General features: G+C 30.1%; 17 protein-coding genes and 1 riboswitch. Of the genes, 4 read left to right on the top strand and 13 right to left on the bottom strand.

Annotation, left to right across the window (positions count from 1 at the left end; genetic code table 11):
- Positions 1 to 134: 134 nt before the first annotated feature.
- Both BR69_RS0102935 and BR69_RS19750 read left to right on the top strand, forming a co-directional pair.
- Positions 135 to 599, top strand: coding sequence for a C-GCAxxG-C-C family protein (locus BR69_RS0102935; RefSeq protein WP_027631855.1), 465 nt, complete (start codon positions 135 to 137; stop codon positions 597 to 599).
- Between the two features lie 12 nt (positions 600 to 611).
- Positions 612 to 1,562, top strand: a complete 951-nt coding sequence (locus BR69_RS19750; protein WP_034849263.1) for a TDT family transporter — start codon at positions 612 to 614, stop codon at positions 1,560 to 1,562.
- Between the two features lie 120 nt (positions 1,563 to 1,682).
- Here BR69_RS19750 and BR69_RS21750 read toward each other — a convergent pair whose 3' ends face one another.
- The 3 genes from BR69_RS21750 to BR69_RS0102955 all read right to left on the bottom strand — a co-directional run bounded on the left by BR69_RS21750 (position 1,683) and on the right by BR69_RS0102955 (position 3,930).
- Complete coding sequence (locus BR69_RS21750; RefSeq protein WP_160169930.1) at positions 1,683 to 1,844, bottom strand: hypothetical protein; 162 nt, start codon at positions 1,842 to 1,844, stop codon at positions 1,683 to 1,685.
- A 61-nt stretch (positions 1,845 to 1,905) separates the two neighbouring features.
- Positions 1,906 to 3,234, bottom strand: a complete 1,329-nt coding sequence (locus tag BR69_RS0102950) for a radical SAM/SPASM domain-containing protein (RefSeq protein WP_027631856.1) — start codon at positions 3,232 to 3,234, stop codon at positions 1,906 to 1,908.
- 375 nt (positions 3,235 to 3,609) lie between these two features.
- Positions 3,610 to 3,930, bottom strand: coding sequence for a CGGC domain-containing protein (locus BR69_RS0102955; RefSeq protein WP_027631857.1), 321 nt, complete (start codon positions 3,928 to 3,930; stop codon positions 3,610 to 3,612).
- Positions 3,931 to 4,146: 216 nt separating this feature from the next.
- Between BR69_RS0102955 and BR69_RS0102960 the strand changes: the two genes are divergently transcribed.
- On the top strand, positions 4,147 to 5,385 hold the full coding sequence (locus tag BR69_RS0102960) for a putative manganese transporter (protein ID WP_034849265.1): 1,239 nt from the start codon (positions 4,147 to 4,149) through the stop codon (positions 5,383 to 5,385).
- Positions 5,386 to 5,513: 128 nt separating this feature from the next.
- Here the strand turns inward: BR69_RS0102960 and recQ are convergent, their stop codons facing one another.
- The 8 genes from recQ to isdE form a co-directional block, all read right to left on the bottom strand.
- Entirely contained in the window at positions 5,514 to 7,940 is a 2,427-nt protein-coding gene (gene recQ, locus BR69_RS0102965; RefSeq protein WP_027631859.1) for a DNA helicase RecQ, read from the bottom strand.
- Between the two features lie 340 nt (positions 7,941 to 8,280).
- Positions 8,281 to 9,417 (bottom strand): aminotransferase class I/II-fold pyridoxal phosphate-dependent enzyme, encoded by a 1,137-nt coding sequence (locus BR69_RS0102970; RefSeq protein ID WP_027631860.1) that lies wholly within the window; start codon positions 9,415 to 9,417, stop codon positions 8,281 to 8,283.
- 172 nt (positions 9,418 to 9,589) lie between these two features.
- Positions 9,590 to 10,741 (bottom strand): trans-sulfuration enzyme family protein, encoded by a 1,152-nt coding sequence (locus BR69_RS0102975; protein ID WP_027631861.1) that lies wholly within the window; start codon positions 10,739 to 10,741, stop codon positions 9,590 to 9,592.
- A 133-nt stretch (positions 10,742 to 10,874) separates the two neighbouring features.
- A riboswitch (SAM riboswitch) is annotated at positions 10,875 to 10,977 on the bottom strand.
- A 341-nt stretch (positions 10,978 to 11,318) separates the two neighbouring features.
- Entirely contained in the window at positions 11,319 to 12,536 is a 1,218-nt protein-coding gene (locus tag BR69_RS0102980; RefSeq protein ID WP_027631862.1) for a coproporphyrinogen-III oxidase family protein, read from the bottom strand.
- Complete coding sequence (locus tag BR69_RS0102985) at positions 12,523 to 13,044, bottom strand: flavodoxin family protein (RefSeq protein ID WP_027631863.1); 522 nt, start codon at positions 13,042 to 13,044, stop codon at positions 12,523 to 12,525. The genes BR69_RS0102980 and BR69_RS0102985 overlap by 14 nt, the downstream gene beginning before the upstream one ends.
- A gap of 23 nt (positions 13,045 to 13,067) precedes the next feature.
- Positions 13,068 to 13,850 (bottom strand): ABC transporter ATP-binding protein, encoded by a 783-nt coding sequence (locus tag BR69_RS0102990; RefSeq protein WP_027631864.1) that lies wholly within the window; start codon positions 13,848 to 13,850, stop codon positions 13,068 to 13,070.
- Positions 13,850 to 14,821, bottom strand: coding sequence for a FecCD family ABC transporter permease (locus tag BR69_RS0102995; RefSeq protein ID WP_027631865.1), 972 nt, complete (start codon positions 14,819 to 14,821; stop codon positions 13,850 to 13,852). Before BR69_RS0102995 ends, BR69_RS0102990 begins: the two co-directional genes overlap by 1 nt.
- 11 nt (positions 14,822 to 14,832) lie before the next feature.
- Complete coding sequence (isdE, locus tag BR69_RS0103000) at positions 14,833 to 15,711, bottom strand: heme ABC transporter substrate-binding protein IsdE (protein ID WP_027631866.1); 879 nt, start codon at positions 15,709 to 15,711, stop codon at positions 14,833 to 14,835.
- Between the two features lie 125 nt (positions 15,712 to 15,836).
- On the opposite strand from isdE, the gene BR69_RS0103005 reads away from it, so the two are divergent.
- Positions 15,837 to 16,502 (top strand): helix-turn-helix transcriptional regulator, encoded by a 666-nt coding sequence (locus BR69_RS0103005; protein WP_027631867.1) that lies wholly within the window; start codon positions 15,837 to 15,839, stop codon positions 16,500 to 16,502.
- 245 nt (positions 16,503 to 16,747) lie between these two features.
- Here the strand turns inward: BR69_RS0103005 and BR69_RS0103010 are convergent, their stop codons facing one another.
- Both BR69_RS0103010 and BR69_RS0103015 read right to left on the bottom strand, forming a co-directional pair.
- Positions 16,748 to 17,320 (bottom strand): DUF6385 domain-containing protein, encoded by a 573-nt coding sequence (locus BR69_RS0103010; RefSeq protein WP_027631868.1) that lies wholly within the window; start codon positions 17,318 to 17,320, stop codon positions 16,748 to 16,750.
- A 61-nt stretch (positions 17,321 to 17,381) separates the two neighbouring features.
- The gene (locus BR69_RS0103015; RefSeq protein ID WP_027631869.1) at positions 17,382 to 17,960 is read right to left on the bottom strand and encodes a DUF6385 domain-containing protein; all 579 of its coding nucleotides are present in this window, start codon (positions 17,958 to 17,960) and stop codon (positions 17,382 to 17,384) included.
- Positions 17,961 to 18,062: the final 102 nt, after the last annotated feature.

Genomic DNA, 18,062 nt, shown 5'->3' on the forward strand with positions numbered 1-18,062 from the left:
TAAGTAAAACCCCTCTTTACTATAGATATTTTAAATAGAAACCGCACTTCCTATTTGTATATTCTATTTCTTTTCTCCCCTCCTATGTCCTATACTTATGATGTAATAATATGATGATTAAGGGGGAATTTTAAATGAAAAAGGAAGTTAGTATAAACAAAATTAAACAAGATGCTGAAGAGTTCTACAGAAGAGGGGATTTCTTTTGCTCTGAGGCAATAGTAGCTTCTATAAGAGAAAATTTTGAGTTGGACATGCCTGAAGAAATGATAGCTATGGCTTCTGGATTTCCTATTGGTATAGGAAAATCAAAATGTGTTTGTGGTGCAATTTCTGGAGGAATAATGAGTCTTGGATATTTCTTTGGAAGAACTGCAGGGGGAGACACTAAGGTTCAAAACACATTAAAATTAGCTAACGAGTTACAAGAAAGTTTTAAAAATAATCACAAGGTTTTATGTTGTAGAATCCTTACTCAAGGAATGGATATGGGTTCTGGGGAACATAAAAACCAATGTATTTCTTTTACTGGTGAAATAGCTGAAAAAGCTGCTGAAATAATAGTAAGAGAACTTGACTTTGTAAATACAGATAAATAATGGAGTGTAATCATGGAAAAAATCATTAAAAAATTACCTTTACCTATTTGTGGCTTAATGCTAGGTTTAGCGGCCCTTGGTAATCTAGTTCTATCTTATGGTAACATCTATAGAAATATTCTTGGAATTTTATCAGCCATAATTTTAGTACTTCTTATTATAAAAATAGTTTCTTGCCCAAAGGCTGTGGCTGAAGATTTAAAAAATCCTGTTATAGCTAGTGTATTCCCAACATTTTCTATGGGAATTATGATTTTATCCACATACATAAAGCCCTATGCACCAAGTTTTGCATTAATACTTTGGGTTTTAGGACTTACTATTCATATTTTACTTATAGCCTTTTTTACAACAAAGTTTATATTAAACTTTGATATGAAAAAGGTGTTTCCAAGTTACTTTATAGTTTATGTAGGAATTGTGGTTGGAAGCATAAGTGCTCCTGCTTTTAATCTATCCAATATTGGTCAATATTTATTCTGGTTTGGTTTTGTATCCTACATAATATTACTACCTATAGTACTATTTAGAGTATTTTGTACTAAAGGTATTCCTGAGCCTGCTCTGCCTACTATAGCTATATTTACAGCACCTGCTAGCCTTTGTCTTGCTGGATATATGGCATCTTTTAAAGATAAAAATATGGTTATTGTATGGTTCTTATTAGGGTTATGTTTAATTATGCTTTTAGGAGTACTTTTATATTTACCAAAGCTTCTTAAACTAAAGTTTTATCCTAGTTATTCTGCTTTTACATTTCCTTTTGTAATAAGCGGTATAGCATTAAAACAAACTAATAAATTTTTAATTGATAGTGGAAATCCAATATCATCTCTAAATTATTTAGTTAAGTTTTCTGAAGTTTTGGCACTAGTACTAGTTATATATGTACTTATAAAATACACTATATTTTTATTTGCAAGCAATGTAACTAAATCTACTAATGTAAGTAAAGGCATTTAGAAAAAATTCCAAACTAAAAACTTATTGACCTTAAATATAATAAAAATTTTTTCACTAAAATTTTTTAGAGACTAAGATTAAAACAAATTAATCTCAGTCTCTGTTTTTAGCTATTTATTTTTAGCATGGATCCGTTCTTGGATTGCATCTTTGTCCCCAGCAATGCTTTGGACATGATTCTCTACAAAGGCATTGTGATTTTATACTTCCCAAATTTTCTGTAGTCTCAACAGTAGATTCTTCCATAAGATTATCATTTTTAGGTTTTACTAAATACTCCACAATCTCTCCCCCTTTTAATTTATTATATAAATTAAATCTTAAGATTTAATTTAAAAACTAACTAACAACACTTAATTGATTGAATAGTATTATCTATACTCTTATCTTTAATGCTTACAAGTTTCCTCAAGTAATCCTCTAATGTATACTTTATACCTGCACACCTGTCTATATTCTTATCTACCCTAGTTCTCGGACATCCTCCCATACATATAGGAAGCACCTTGCAATCTTTGCATTCACTATCATTAATAGTATCATATAAGGAATATTCTAAAATATATTTAGGATTTTTTATTCCATCTTTAATAGTTCCTAAGCAATATTCTTCACGTCCTATATCTGACCAGCATTTATACATTTTTCCTTCTGGATCTATAACATATGCATTTAGACTATCAGCGCAGCAATAATTATATTTTGATCTAGGATATTTATCAAAAACTGATAATTTATCATTAGACTTTGATAAAAAATCTGTAAAGTCAAGTTCAAGTTTAGAAAACTCTTCTACTGTTAAACAGTTTTCCTCCTCATAGTTTCCATTTATAGGTTCAATATATCCTAAATAAGGAATGACCTTATCTTTTAAACCATACTTAGATAAAACATCAAATATGTAGAATATCTCATCTTTATTATTTTTATCCGTGTTTATTCTTATAGCTACACTAGAAAAGTCATCAATTATATCAGCTATATTTTCTATTATCTTTTTAAAAGTGGGCTGTCCCCCTGATAAGAATCGCTTAGAATCATGACTTTTTTCACATCCATCTAAAGTTACCTGCATAGACTGTATTTTAAGTTCTTTAAATTTCTTAACAATATCTTTATTTAATAAATACCCATTAGTAACAATAGTAGCAGAATAGCTTATATTCTTTTCTTTACATATTTCTATTATTTTATAAGAAAGTTCCTCTATAACATCCATGGCAAGTAATGGCTCGCCTCCATACCATGATATATCTAAAATTGATATTGTATCAGCCTCACTCCTTATAAATTCTATAAGCTTATCTTGAACTTCCTTAGACATCTTAGTAAAATTACTATGATCTTTCTGATAACAATATACACATGCGAAATTGCATCCTAAAGTAGGAGCTATGGTTAACCCTAAATCCTTAGTAGAAAACCTTTTTTTAAGCTGTAAATATTTCAATATCTCTAATTCATTAATATTATCCTCTATTAAGAACCCACCTTGAAGTAAATCATTTGTCAGTTTTAATTCCTTATCAAATACATTTTCATCAATCATATTTTCAAATTTTTCATAATCCCCTTTAGACATAAGTGCTAAGGCATTTGTCCTAGAGTTATAGGCTATTAATTTATCTTTTTCTTCTGAGTCATAAAAAATATTGAATTTAGAAGCTTTCATCTATTAACTCTCCCTTCAAAAATATCTTTAAATTTGTTATATTAAAGAGTAAATATATTTTTAATGTAAATTAATTACTTATACTTTTAAAGATCATACTCTATTTCCGTAATATCATTTTACTTTATTTATACTAATTGGTAAATATTGGTGTAATGTGATTTTAGAAAGATATATTCAATATTCTCTCTATTGCTTCATATATATTAGTTTTTCTAAAATTAATATTATTAATTTATTATTTTTTAGTGTATTTTAATTGTAATTAGTTAATTTAGACCCTTTTTACTAAAAATAAATAAAGTGAGTAGTACTATATTTAGACTTTTATAGCACTACCCACTCTATTTTATAAATAAATTTAAATTTTTTAACCTAATGAGTTCCCTCTACAACCTTAAAGTTGTTTTTAATAAGAAAATCCTTTATTTCATTATATCTGTTGCATTCAACCTCAATACATCTTGACATATGTACTGTATCCACTTCCATTTTATTAAGCTGAGTCACCTTATACTCTAATTCCTTATCTAAATCACTTCCACATCCATTACAATGAAAGAAGCTACATAGATTAACTTTAGAATTATCCTTATAAATCTCAAAAGCTTTTTCTCTCTCATTAAAGGCTTTAAAACACCATGTACCAGAACATTCAAAGGTCATCTTTTTACATACCATTATAGCTATATTCATTTTTCATCCCCCACTCTATCCTCTGTTAGATCTCACTTAAACATTTAGATAGTCATTCATTAGATTATCTCTTAAATAAAATTATACTATCTTATCCTTTAAAAACATAGATAGAATAAATTTCACAGTACTAGAAAATAATTTAATATTGCAAATTCTTTCTTCATCGTTTATAATGAGAACGATTATCAATTTCATTATAAAGAGGTGATTTATATGTTTAAAGATTTATTTCAAATAATACTTACCTCCGCAGAAAATGCATTTCTTCAAGTAGGTGTTTTTGTTGGAGCTGTTCTTATTATATTTGGTTATATTGATTATAAAAAAGAGGGAAAGCTTATAAAAACTATTGAAAATTCTAAAAAGCTACAACCTCTAATCGGTGCATTTTTAGGGTTAACCCCTGGATGTGGAGGAGCTATTTTAATTATGCCTCTCTTTATTAAGGGTAGTGTAAGCTTTGGTACTGTAATAGCTACTTTAATAGCAACCATGGGGGACTCGGCCTTTGTTCTTATGACAGTCTCTATGAAAGCTTATATTTTAGTAAGTATACTCTCTTATATAGTGGCTATAGCTGTTGGATACCTAGTTGACTACTTTAAACTAGAGGATAAATTAAATCTTAGAAAAAATATTACTACTAATTCTTCTAGTACAAGCCATAAACCCTATGAAGGTGTATTAACTGAATATGAAAGAGGACTTTCTAAGGTAGAGCCTACTTCTGAAAAGAAGCATATTGGCCACAGTGAAGGTGACTTTATAGATATAGCTCTTCATCATAGTGATGAAGGTAATAAGCTTAGCGACAAGGTTTATAAGTTTACCCATGGTATTGGATATAAAATCTTTTGGATTTATATTTCCATAGGTTTAATACTAGGGATTGCTCTTTTAGCTCAAGTGGATGTTAATAAAGACTTTTTAATACCTAATCTAGGTAAATTTATAGGGATTGGTGGTACATTATTTTCTATAGTATATATGATATTAAATAAGAAATTTTTAAATGATGATAGCCACCCTGAAACAGAAAGTAAGCTATTTTCTCTTAAAGAAACATTTATTCATAATGCTTCAGAAACTGCCTTTGTTGGTACTTGGGTATTCTTTGCCTACTTAGTATACGATATAGGCGTATATTTTATGGGAGGAGAAATTGTAATTGAAAATATGTTAACTGCAACTGGTTTTGCCGCAGTTATAATAGGCGCATTAATAGGATTAATCCCTGGTTGCGGTCCTCAAATTATATTTGTAACTTTATTTACTAAAGGCTTCATTCCTTTTTCTGCTTTACTTTCTAATGCCATATCTCAAGATGGAGATGCTCTTTTCCCTTTAATTGCTATGGATAAGAAATCTTCTATGTGGGCAACTATTATAACTACAATACCTTCAATAGTCATTGGTGTTTTATGTTATTTATTAGAAATATACGTGTTTTAAAGCTTTAGTAATCTCTAATAGATAAAAAAAAGGATAAGCCTTAATTAAAAGCTTATCCTTTTTCTTATTCTTAATATATTTTTTATGTGTTCATTATCTAAAACTTCAATTGTTATTATTATTATTAACTACGCAATAAGAAACTCTTCAAGTATAACAGCTCTTATAGACTCATATTTTATATGGTCTGGAAGATATGATTTTATCTTACTTACCTTATCTATCCCGTGTTCCTTACATGCCTCTAATATAACCTCTTTATCTTCATTATCATAAAGCTCTTCTAAGTTTAACTTAAAGTCTAAGGTGCTTCCCTCTTTAATATAATCTGTAACATAGCCTAATATAGTAGAAACAGACACTTCTATTTCTTTAGCTATTTCATTTATATTTTTATTTTCTCTTAGCATGTCTAAGGCTATTTCATGATTTGCCCTAAATTCTCCATCTATTATAACTTTTCTTTTTTTCTTCTCCTGCCAATTAGGTTTAATCTCTTTATGATTAATATATTCTTGTACAATAGATACTATAGCTTCTCCAAGTTTCTCTATTTTTTTAGGTCCCATTCCTGATATATCTTTAAGATCATCTAAATCCACAGGATATCGTCCACTAATCTCCTTAAGAGTGTTTCTTGATATAATCTTTTGAGATAATTCCCCACTTTCCTTTGAAACTTTCTCTCTTAAATTTATAAGCTTTTCTAAAAGTTCTAAATCCGTAGAAACTTGTAAAAATTCATCATTAGAATCTTCACTATTTAAGGATTCTATATTTATATTATTTTCTTCTACATATTTAAGTATAGTAGATTTAAACTCTTCTCCGTACTTTTCATACTTAACAGCTCCAACCCCTGAAATATCCATAAATTCCTCTTTAGATTTTGGATATTTTATACTCATTTCCTTTAGGGTTCCATCTCCAAATACCATATAAGGGGCTATTCCATCCCTAAGTGCTAATTCTCTTCTTAAAGCTCTAAGTACTTCAAATAAATCATTATTAATTGCAAGGGTTCCTTCAACCTTAACCTCTTTAAATTCTACCTTATCTTCACTTTTAAGCACCTTAATGGATCTTTCATTAAGCTTAATTACTGGATATGCTCCCTCATCTAAATCTATAAATCCATGGGAGATAAGAGTATTTATAAATTCTTTTAAGTTATCCTTTGAATATTCCTTCATTATTCCATAGGTAGATAATTCCTGAAAACCAAGATCTGTAACCTTTTTATTTTTAGACCCTCTAAGCACATCTATAATCATAGTTGTACCAAAGTTTCTTTTCATCCTATATATACAAGATAAAACCTTTTGAGCATCTAAGGTCTTATCTACTATTTCCCCTTGAGAATTACAATTGCTACATTTTAAGCAAGAGCCTTCATATTCCTCTCCAAAATAATTTAATATATATTTTTTATAACAATCATTACTGTGAACTAAATCCACTATTTGCTTTAGCATTTTATATTGATTGTTTTTTCTATTTATATTTTCTGTACTCATTTCTATTAAATATTTTTGGGTATGTACATCCCCTGGACTAAAAAGTAATATACATTCACTTTCTTCCCCATCACGGCCTGCTCTACCTATTTCTTGGTAATATCCTTCTATATTCTTAGGAAGATTATTATGAATTACATATCTTATATTAGATTTATCTATTCCCATACCAAAGGCATTAGTTGCAACCATTATATTTATTCTATCATGTATGAAATCCTCTTGATTTTTCTTTCTCTCTTCATCAGAAAGGCCAGCATGATATCTATTCACTGAAAACTTATTACGAAGAAGAATCTCATATAAAGAATCCACTTCTTTTCTTGTGGCACAATATATAACCCCTGACTGATCCTTATTATTTTTAATATAGTTTTTTATAAATCTATCCTTATTTTGTCCCTTTATTACCTCTATGGTTAAGTTCTCCCTATCAAAACTAGAGATAAACACTTTGCACTCTTTAAGTCCTAAAGACTTAACTATATCTTCCCTAACCTCTTCAGTTGCTGTTGCAGTAAATCCTGTAACAATAGGCCTATTTACAAGACTATTTATAAAATGAATTACGCGTCTATAGCTACTTCTAAAATCATGTCCCCATTGAGATACACAGTGAGCTTCATCCACAGCTACTTGGGATATATTAACTGATGTAATAACACTTAAAAATTCATAGGATTCTAGTCTTTCTGGTGCCACATATATAATCTTATATTCATTATTCTCTATTCCACTTATAATTTCTCTAAATTCTGTAGTACTAAGGGAACTATTTATGTAAGCTGCTCCAATCCCCATGGCTTTAATTGAATCTACTTGGTCCTTCATAAGAGAAATAAGAGGTGAAACCACAATGGTTACCCCCTCTAAAAGCAATGCTGGTATCTGATAACATATGGACTTTCCTCCACCTGTTGGCATAATAGCAAGTACATCATTTCCTTCTAAAATACTTTCTATTATATCATCTTGCCCTTTTCTAAAACTCTTATATCCATAAAACTTTTCTAAGGTTTCTAATGCCTTTTTATTCAAAATTTTCACCTCTATATTTTACCTTACTCTTATATAATAATATATTTAATTTCCTAACCATTATATATAGGAAATTCTTTCTTTTATTAAATTTCTACTATTTCAACATTATCATAACCTATTCTTTTTATCAAATTTCAAAAATTTATCTAATGGTTAGGAGCTGTAACACCCCCATCCTATTAAATGTGGGGAATAACAGTTGCTACAACCCTAGATGAGCTTATCTAACCTTCATATGGTGGAAAGAGTACCCCATGAAGGAAGATTCATTCTATTAAATATCTAGAGTATTATCCAAAATAAATTACCTTATTCAATTATTTTCACTTTAGAAAAGTTAAAGAGAAAGAGCTTTATTAAAAGATTCCTTTATATCATCTATATCCTCAATCCCTAGTGATACTCTTATTAAGTTATTCCCAATTCCTAATTTTTCTCTTTCCTCCCTAGGTATAGCTGCATGAGACATTTTAGCTGGATAGGATATTATAGTTTCAACTCCCCCAAGACTTACCCCTACAGATGTATTTTCTATATTTCTTAAAAACTTAAGAGCTTTTTCTTCACTGCTAGTTTTAAAAGAAAGGACAGCCCCTCCTGAAGAGCTTTGGGATAGATGAACCTCTCGTCCTACATGTCCATCTAAATCTGGATAATATACCATTTCTATATCCTCTCTATTATTTAACCAGTTAGCTAAGGCTTTAGCATTACTACTGCATAAATCCATCCTTATCTTTAGTGTTTTAAGTCCCCTAAGAATAAGCCATGAATCCTGTGGTCCAAGAATAGCTCCAAAGCCATTTTGAACCCCATATACCCTTTTTCCAAGTTCCTTATTTTTAGTAACTACAAGACCAGCCACTACATCACTATGCCCCCCTATAAACTTTGTAGCACTATGGACTACAATGTGAGCTCCTAGTTCTAATGGCTTTTGAAAATATGGAGACATAAAGGTATTATCCACTATAACTATTAAATTATTTTCCTCCCCTATTTTACATGCCTCTTTAATATCCGTAATTTTTAATAAAGGATTGGATGGAGTTTCTAAATAAATCGCCTTAGTATTTGGTTTTATTTTTTTCTTTATATCTTGAAGGTTCTCTCCATTTATAAATGTAAACTCTATACCAAATCTATTAAATATAGTAGTTACTGCCCTATAGGTTCCTCCATAAACATCTTTGCCTATTAAAATATGGTCTCCTTTTGAAAAAATACTAATTACTGAACATATGGCTGCTATTCCTGATGAAAAGGCATATCCACATTCCCCTCCTTCTAAATGGGCTATGGTGTTTTCCAGCACCTCCCTAGTTGGATTTCCTGATCTTGAATAATCATACTTTCCAAAGTTATCTATATCAAATTGATGATAAGTTGATGTTTGATATATAGGAGTACTTACTGCCCCTGTTTCTTTATCTATGTTAAACCCATTATGAATAAGCTTTGTTCCAAATTTCATTGGTTATTCATCCCCTATCTTATAGTTATATAATCTATGATTCCATTATAAATTCCCCTAATTTTACTTTTCTTAAATAGCCTTATATATTATTATTAATAATCCTTATCTCTCATTTTCCTATAGGATAATTAAGACTTTTTATTATGATTCTTAGGATTACATCATTTTTTTATAATCCATTTATAGCTTCATTAAGATCTTCTATTAAATCATTAACCTCCTCAATTCCTACAGATAATCTAAGAAGTCTTTCATCAACTCCTAAGGATTTTTTTATTGCCTCTGGTATTTCTGAATGAGTTTGAGTAAATGGATAGGTTATAAGAGATTCTACCCCTCCAAGGCTTTCTGCAAAGCTAATTATTTTAACCTTAGATAGAATTTTATGAGCTAATTCTACACTCTCGGTTTTAATAGATATCATACTTCCAAATCCACTACATTGTTTTTTAGTTATGTTATACCCTTCATGCTCTTCTAAGCCTATATAATATACTTTTTCAATGCCCTTTTGATTCTTGAGCCATTTAGCTATTTTCATAGCATTATTCTGTGCACTTTTAAGTCTTATATGAAGAGTTTTAATCCCCCTTAATATAAGCCATGAATCAAAGGGCGATAAACAGGCTCCTGTGGATTTTTGGATTAATCTTATTCTATTAATTATCTCCTCATCACTTGAGACTACAAAACCAGCTAAGGCATCATTATGACCTCCTAAATACTTTGTTCCACTATGAACTACCACATGAGCCCCAAGATCTAGTGGCTTCTGAAAATATGGAGTTAAAAAAGTATTGTCAACTATTGATATAATTCTTTTCTCTCTGCAAAGTTTTGATATAGCTTTAATATCAGCCACCTTCATCATTGGATTAGATGGAGTTTCTATAAAGACCCCCTTAGTATTTTCTCTTAAATTCTTTTCTATATTATTAACATTTGTGGTATCTACAAAGGTCACTTCTAGTCCATATTCATTGTATATATTCTGAAATAATCTATAAGTACCACCATAAAGATCATCAGAGAGTATTATATGATTCTTTGGTTTAAATAGGTGAAGTACTGCTGTAACTGCTGCGACCCCTGTGGAAAATGCCATTCCTTCCTTTCCATTCTCCAATGTAGCTAAAGTGTTCTCAAGTTCCTCCCTAGTTGGATTTTGTAGCCTAGAATAATCATATCCAGTACTTTCATTAAGCCCTATGTGTTTAAATGTGGTACTTAAGTATATAGGAAAACTTATAGATCCCGTAGCATCCTCCCCACATCTTGTACCTCTTACTGCCTTAGTTTCAAAGGCTAAAGACTTATTCATTAAACTATCTCCCTTCATAATAAAAATTAATTTAATAATATCTCTACCTGAAACTCTACAGACATAAAAATAAAGGTTACTTCCTAAAAGCTAAGAAGTAACCCTTTAATTAATCAAGGTAAACTGTACTATAGTCTTATCTCTCAGGAAATCTGCAGGATTTAGCACCATATAAATAAAAATTTATTGGTTGCTGGGTTTCACAGGGCCAGTCCCTCCACCGCTCTTGATAAGATAAATATTAAATTATTACTATTTTACCTACATACCTTAGGATTTTTCAAGAAAATTTCTTCGACATTTTTTTCACTCATCCTATTTATCTAATTCTAAGCTCTACTATTATATAAGCACTAATAATTATAGCCTATAATATACATATAAAAATATTATTATCTATATTTTCCCAACTGAATTTTTATATTTTTTATAGAACGAATCTTCCTTTAGGTGGTGTTCTTTCCCCCACCTAAAGGTTAGATGAGTTAATCTAGTGGTGTATCAACTGTTATTCCCCACCTTACACGCGGATGGTGGGATAAAGCTTATAGCCATCAGATAAAAGTTTCTATAATTCTTAAGTTAAAAGCTCCAAAAATTCTTTAGAAATATTATTTCCCCAAAACAAGCCTTCTCTTGTTAAGAAAATCTTATCTTCCTTTTCTATAGCAAGTCCTCTTTTCTTTAAGTCTCCTATATATTTAAACACCTGATCTTTTTCTTTAATCATTGAATAATTAGTAGGAATTATTCCCCTCTGAAGGTCCCCCTTTATTCTAGATAGTTCTTTATACATAGGGCTAAATAGCATTCCCTTTCTTTTATTAAATTCATCAATAGAATTTCTATACTCCCCTATATCTACTGGATTCATCATCATTATATCATCAACACTTCCTCCAGCAGCTGCTCCTAAAGGCACGGTATCCTCTCCATTATGTCTACTCAAGATGTACTTATATTCATCTCTCTTTACCATTTTAGTTAATTCTAAAAATCTATAACCTTCTTTTTCACTATTGTCTCCTATAAGGTTAAATAATCGTTTATCAGTATCTAATCCTTCTGCTGCTCCTAAAGATGAATTTTTCATATTTATAAGAGAATATAAGGAGAATCCTGCTAAATCAAGATCATATATCTTATGTAAATCCTCTAAAAGATCTTCGCTACTTTGATTTTCATAGCTATAAATAAGATCCATATTTACATTAGAAAATCCAGCTTCTTTTAATTTTTTTAACTTATCATAGGCAAACTCTCCATCACCTTTTCTTCCAAAGAGATTTCTACCTCTTTTTGAAAAAGTCTGTACCCCTACACTAAATCTATTTACCCCTTCTTTATAAAACATATCTATCTTATCTTCACTAAGTTCTGTTACTGTAGTTTCTATAGTAAATTCAGCATCATCAGTGAAAGAAAAACTATTTTTTAATGCTCTTAAAATTTCTCTTAACCCATTAGTTTCTAGGGTAGTTGGTGTTCCACCTCCAAAATATACTGCATCAAAGGATGAATTTTTTATATAGTCTAGTGTGCTGTAGTTCTCCATCTCTTTTATAATAAGTTTATGATAATCCTCTGTAGGATTGCTTAAACTTCTTCTCATACTACAAAATGTACATATTTTATCACAGAAAGGAACATGGATATATATTGAGGACTTCTTTCTAGATTTCCCTTTCTCAGATATACCTCTTAGGTATTCATTTAAATCCCTTGGCCCTCTTGCTAGTTTTTCCATTACTGAAGCTGAGTCATGATGACTTTTTGCTCTTTTATTTAATTCCATTCTCTTTCATTCCCTTTTCAAATATTTCTTTTGCTCTTTCTATATCATTATCATCTGGATGTTTTGCAGCTATTTCATATCTTTTAAGCTTTTCTTCTGTTACATAATGAGGATGTCCTTCTGGAAAACTCTTAAACATCTCTACAAGTCTTTCATCTATCTTTCCTTGGCATATAAATTCACTTATTACTTCATTGTGGTTACTCTTTAATATGTTAACTCCATTTTCTAAGGACTCCCTACCATGAGGAGAATCTGGATAAGCTCCAAGAGTTGCAAAAACTCCTACTTTTTTATTCTTTATACTCTCCATAAATACCTTAGCCTCATCATTTGGAAGGGCCTTGTCCACCCAGTATCCTACAAAGATACAATCATACTTATCTATGGATTCCACCTTATTTACTGGCATAAAATCTGTTATATCCTTTGGCATAATCTGATTTAATCCTTCAGCCACCTTCTTAGTATTTCCTGTTTTACTTGAATAAGTTAATAATATCTTCATTTATATTCCTCCTTATATTACATTTAAATACACACTTTCATTGGAATAAAATAACATTCCCCTGTAATGTCACATAAATTTATAAATCCTTGAACCTTATATACTTCCTTTAAAAGCTTTTCATTGATAATCTCTTTAGGTTCTCCGAAAGCTACTATCTCACCATTTTTCATAACTATTACCTCATGACTATACTTCATAGCTTGATTTATATCATGAAGGACCATTACCACTGTTATGTTATACTTTTTATTTAACTCTCTAACAAGATCTAAGACTTCTATTTGATGGAATATATCAAGATAAGTAGTGGGCTCATCTAAAAATAAAACTTTAGGCCTTTGAGCTAGTGCCATAGCTATCCACGCTCTTTGTCTTTCTCCTCCTGAAAGTTCCATTACAACCTTATCTCTAAGCTCCATGAGCTTAGTAGCTTTTAATGCCCAATTTACTATTTCCTCATCTTCCTCATTGTTTACTTCAAAATAACCTTTATGTGGTATCCTGCCATAATACACTAATTTCTCTACAGTAATATCATCAGGACAATAATTATTTTGGAATACTGTGGCAATAGTCTTTGATATCTCCTTACATTTTAAGGTCTTTATATCTTTTTCTCTTAAAAGTACCTTACCTGACTTAGGTTTATTAAGATTACATAAAAGATTTAATAATGTAGATTTCCCTGATCCATTTGGTCCTATAATTGTTGTTATTTTACCTTCTTTAATTTTTATATTTAAGTCTTCAATAAAATCTTTTCCCTCAATATAGGTAAATCTTAATTTCTTTGCCTCTATCATTACCTATCACTCCTTCTTAAAAGATAAAGGAAGAATGGTCCTCCAATAACAGCCATAACTATTCCTACTGGAATTTCATAAGGCGCTGCTATAACCCTTCCAAAGGTATCTGCTAACAATAAAATAAGAGCTCCTAGTACTGCACTAAAGGGTATTAATACCTTGTGATCTGAACCTATTATCATTCTTGAAATATGTGGAACTACAAGTCCTATGAAACCTATTACTCCCACTATAGATGTTGAGACCCCTGCTAAAAACACAGCTACAGCAGATATAAGTATTCTTTGAACATTTACATTGAATCCTAGATTTTTAGCTGTCTTATCTCCTAATAAAATTATGTTACAACTCTTATATAGTGGAAGAGCTAGTCCTATACCTATTAAGGAATATATAAATAAAATATACACATCCTTCCATCCTCTTGTAGCAATATTACCATTTAACCACATAAGAACTCCTGAAATTTTATCACTATTTAATATGGAGAGCATACCTGAAATTCCACCTAAAACAGAATTTACTGCCACTCCAGCAAGGACTATTCTTACAGGAGATAACCCCTTTTTCCATGCTAAAGAATATATTAAAAAACAGGCAAAAGCTCCTCCAGTAAAAGCCATAAGAGGCATAGCAAAATATAATTTAGGAAAGTATAACATTACAAATATTGCAATTACGCTAGCCCCTGCTGATATTCCTGTTATCCCTGGATCTGCTAAAGGATTCTTCATAACAGCTTGAAGAAGTACTCCTGAAACAGCTAAATTTCCTCCAACTAATATAGCTATTAATATTCTTGGTAATCTTAAATCTCGTACTATTCCTGCATCTCCAGTAACTTCTCCCAAAAGCCCTTGTATAATCTCCATAAAGGGTACCTTCACGCTTCCTATGTTTATTGAAAAGTATATGGATATTAAAAGTAATGCAAAGATAGCTAAAAGGTACACCCTATTTTTTTTCATAAAACCCCTCTTTACTTATATATAATTTTTGATAATTTTTCTAATGCATCTATGGTCTTTAAATTAGCAGTCATTCCAAAATAACCATTTTCTAGTGTTACTACATTACCATTCTTAACTGCATTAAAGTTTTGCCAAGCTTTATTGTCTTTAAATTCTTTATCAACCATAGCCTTTGCAGCCTCTGGTTCTGCATGAGTTAAAACTAAAATAATATCTGGTTGCTCTTTAGCTAAAACCTCCATATTAACTGGTATATAAGGTGCTTTACCATCTTTTATAATATTTTCTCCCCCAAGTTTTTTAACCATATCTCCAAGGAAGGACTTTTCTGTTCCTATCATGAAGTTTCCTGGTGCACCAAACATTATCATAACCTTTGGAACATTCTTACCCTTAACTTCTTCAATAACCTTCTTTTCTCTCTCTTCAATATCTTTTAAAATTTTCTCTGCTTCTTTTTCCTTGCCTCCAATAGTTCCCATTTCCTCTATACTCTTTTTATATCCTTCAAAGGTTCCTAAATCTAAAAACTTAGAATTTATCTTACTATCTTCTAAGGATTTTTGAAGATCTTGTGATAAGGTTCCAGCAGATACAAACATTGTAGGATTTAATGACTTTATAACTTCAAAATCTGGTTTCATAGGATTACCTATTTCTTTTACTTCCTTAAGTTCTTTTGGAACTTCATAAGATGTAGTAGGTCTTCCAACTAACTTTACCCCCATATTATTAAACATTTCTGCTACTGCTACAGTCCCAGCAACTATTGTTTCTTCTTTCTTACTTTGTGATGCCTCTTTTGTTTTATCATTATCTTTAGGTGAACAAGCCACCATAGTTGTTATGGTTAAGGCAATTAAAATCACAGCTAAAACTTTCCTCATTTATTATTCCTCCAATTTATGTTATAATTTATTGATATTGATTATCAATATTATTCTAATATATATTTTATAAAATTATTTTAAGAATATTACTAAGTTTTTTAATAATATTAAGGAGAATTTTTATGGATATATTTTTTAATCATGGAGAATTATGTGTTAAAATAGTTAATCAAAATCTACAAGATGCCATAAATATGTATGATAAAAAAGTAAATATTATCCTTCATAAAGACAATAACGCTTCACATCTTAAAAAGTTTATTTACTCAATGAATACGTTTATTTATACCTATATTTATATAAAATCAAATATATCAGTATCTAAGTTATGTAAAAGAAATATGGATCTTATTGATAATTGTTACTCTAAAGAAGAACTTATTAAATTAGGAAGAAATATAGTAAAATCCTATATTAGAACTCCTAAAGATAATATATTAACTCCCCAAAATTCCTGCATAAAAAAGGCTTTATTTTATATACACAGTAACCTTCATAAGGAGATCACCCTAGCCCAAGTTGCAGATTATATTCACATAAGTAGAACTTATCTTTGCCACTTATTTAAAGAAAATACAGGATATAAATTTTGCGATTATATTAATAATGCACGAATAGTAATGGCAAAAGAGTTTTTGACTAATACAAACTTTAACTTAGATATAGTTTCATTAAGATGTGGCTTTAAAAGTCAAAGCCATTTTTCCACCACCTTTAAAAAATTTGAAAATATGACCCCTAATCAATATAGAAAAAATACTTTATTAAAAATCTCTAATATTCAATAGAGTAAATCTTCTTAATCACTCTAATTTAGCCCTAGTTAACCTGAAATTCTACTATTATATTTTTAACTTACATTTAATTTTATGAACTACTGAAAACCTATAATTTTAAAATAATTAATCCTATCCTTAACTGAAGAATCCATAATATTTTTTATACTAAAACTTTATAATACAAAAGATAAAGGTCACTTCCTAAAATCTAAGAAGTAACCCTTTAATTTATTAAAGCAAATATAGATTTAATATTAAGCTCTACCATTGTAATAAATTACAACAGAAGTATTACCTGAAGCTACAACCTTTAGCCTTGCGAACTTCATAGGTACTGTGACTGATGTAATATTATTAGTTGATGAAGGTACACTTTGAGCTGATGAATTATCCACATAGTAAATATCACTATCCACAGGAGCTACTTGAAGGGTAACTGTTATATTTGACGCTCCAGTATTTCTAATAAAGTAACTATTTTCCCTATACTGTGATATATTCTTAGTTAATAAATAAACTGTACCTGTAGCTACACTTGTACTTAGGGTGTCCTCCACAAACCCATTATTACTAACCTGAACTGAATCCTGAGTTCCACTTAAGTTCCTGATATTTAAACCATTAGCTGTTACAAGTATAGAATCCCTGGAGGAATTTAAACTTCTAATATCTAGTCCTGAAGCTGTTACAGTAATACTACTTACTGGAGAAAATAAAAACCTACCACTGGAGTCCACAGCAATAGGTTTAAACTCACTTCCGTATACTCCATAGACCGTTGTTTTAAGATCATTAGCTGAGCAATTAAATACTAAATAATTAGCCATCCTTCCTTCATTCCTTTATTTTTAATATAATAAGACTTTTTATTTTTTATTTAATCCTAAATTAGGACTGTCCAAAATAGTTTACAGTCACACTCCCTAAAAGTACAGCTGTAACCTTAATTCTTGCATACTTCATAAGGATACTAGGCTTAAATAACCTACTTCCCCCTGCTAGTAAACTAAAGCCAGTTCCATCATCCACATAATATGCCTCACTATCAATCGGGGCAACCTGAAGGGTTATTGTAACTGCAACTCCTCCCGTATTTCTAACTAAATAAATATTATTTTTATAGCTACCTATATTTTTGGATAAAAATATACGGGTTCCAAGGGCCACAATAGTTCCAGAATCTGAATCTTCTACAAAGTTTCTATTATAAACTTTAACAGAATCCTGGGTTCCATTTAAATTTCTAATATTTAAAGTAGTAGCTGTAACTGCTATGCTATCTGTTATAGAACTTATATTTCTAATATCTAAACTATTTGCTACAACAGTTTCAGTTAATGAGGAAGATATAATTAATTTTCCACTTGAATCTGAGGAAAAAGGCTTAAGTTCTCCCCCTGAGGTTGTTCCGTATATAGCTAACTTCAGATCACTAGGTGTATTGTTAAAGGCAATAAAATTCTTCATAGTAACCTCCTAATAAATACTCCTATCCCTCTGTTAATTTCTACTTTCTATAGTTCTCTCTACTCTAATCAATATATTATATATTTAAATTATATGTTCCCC

It is taken from the genome of Clostridium hydrogeniformans DSM 21757 (genome assembly GCF_000686705.1).
In the GTDB taxonomy this organism is placed as follows: domain Bacteria; phylum Bacillota; class Clostridia; order Clostridiales; family Clostridiaceae; genus Clostridium_Z; species Clostridium_Z hydrogeniformans.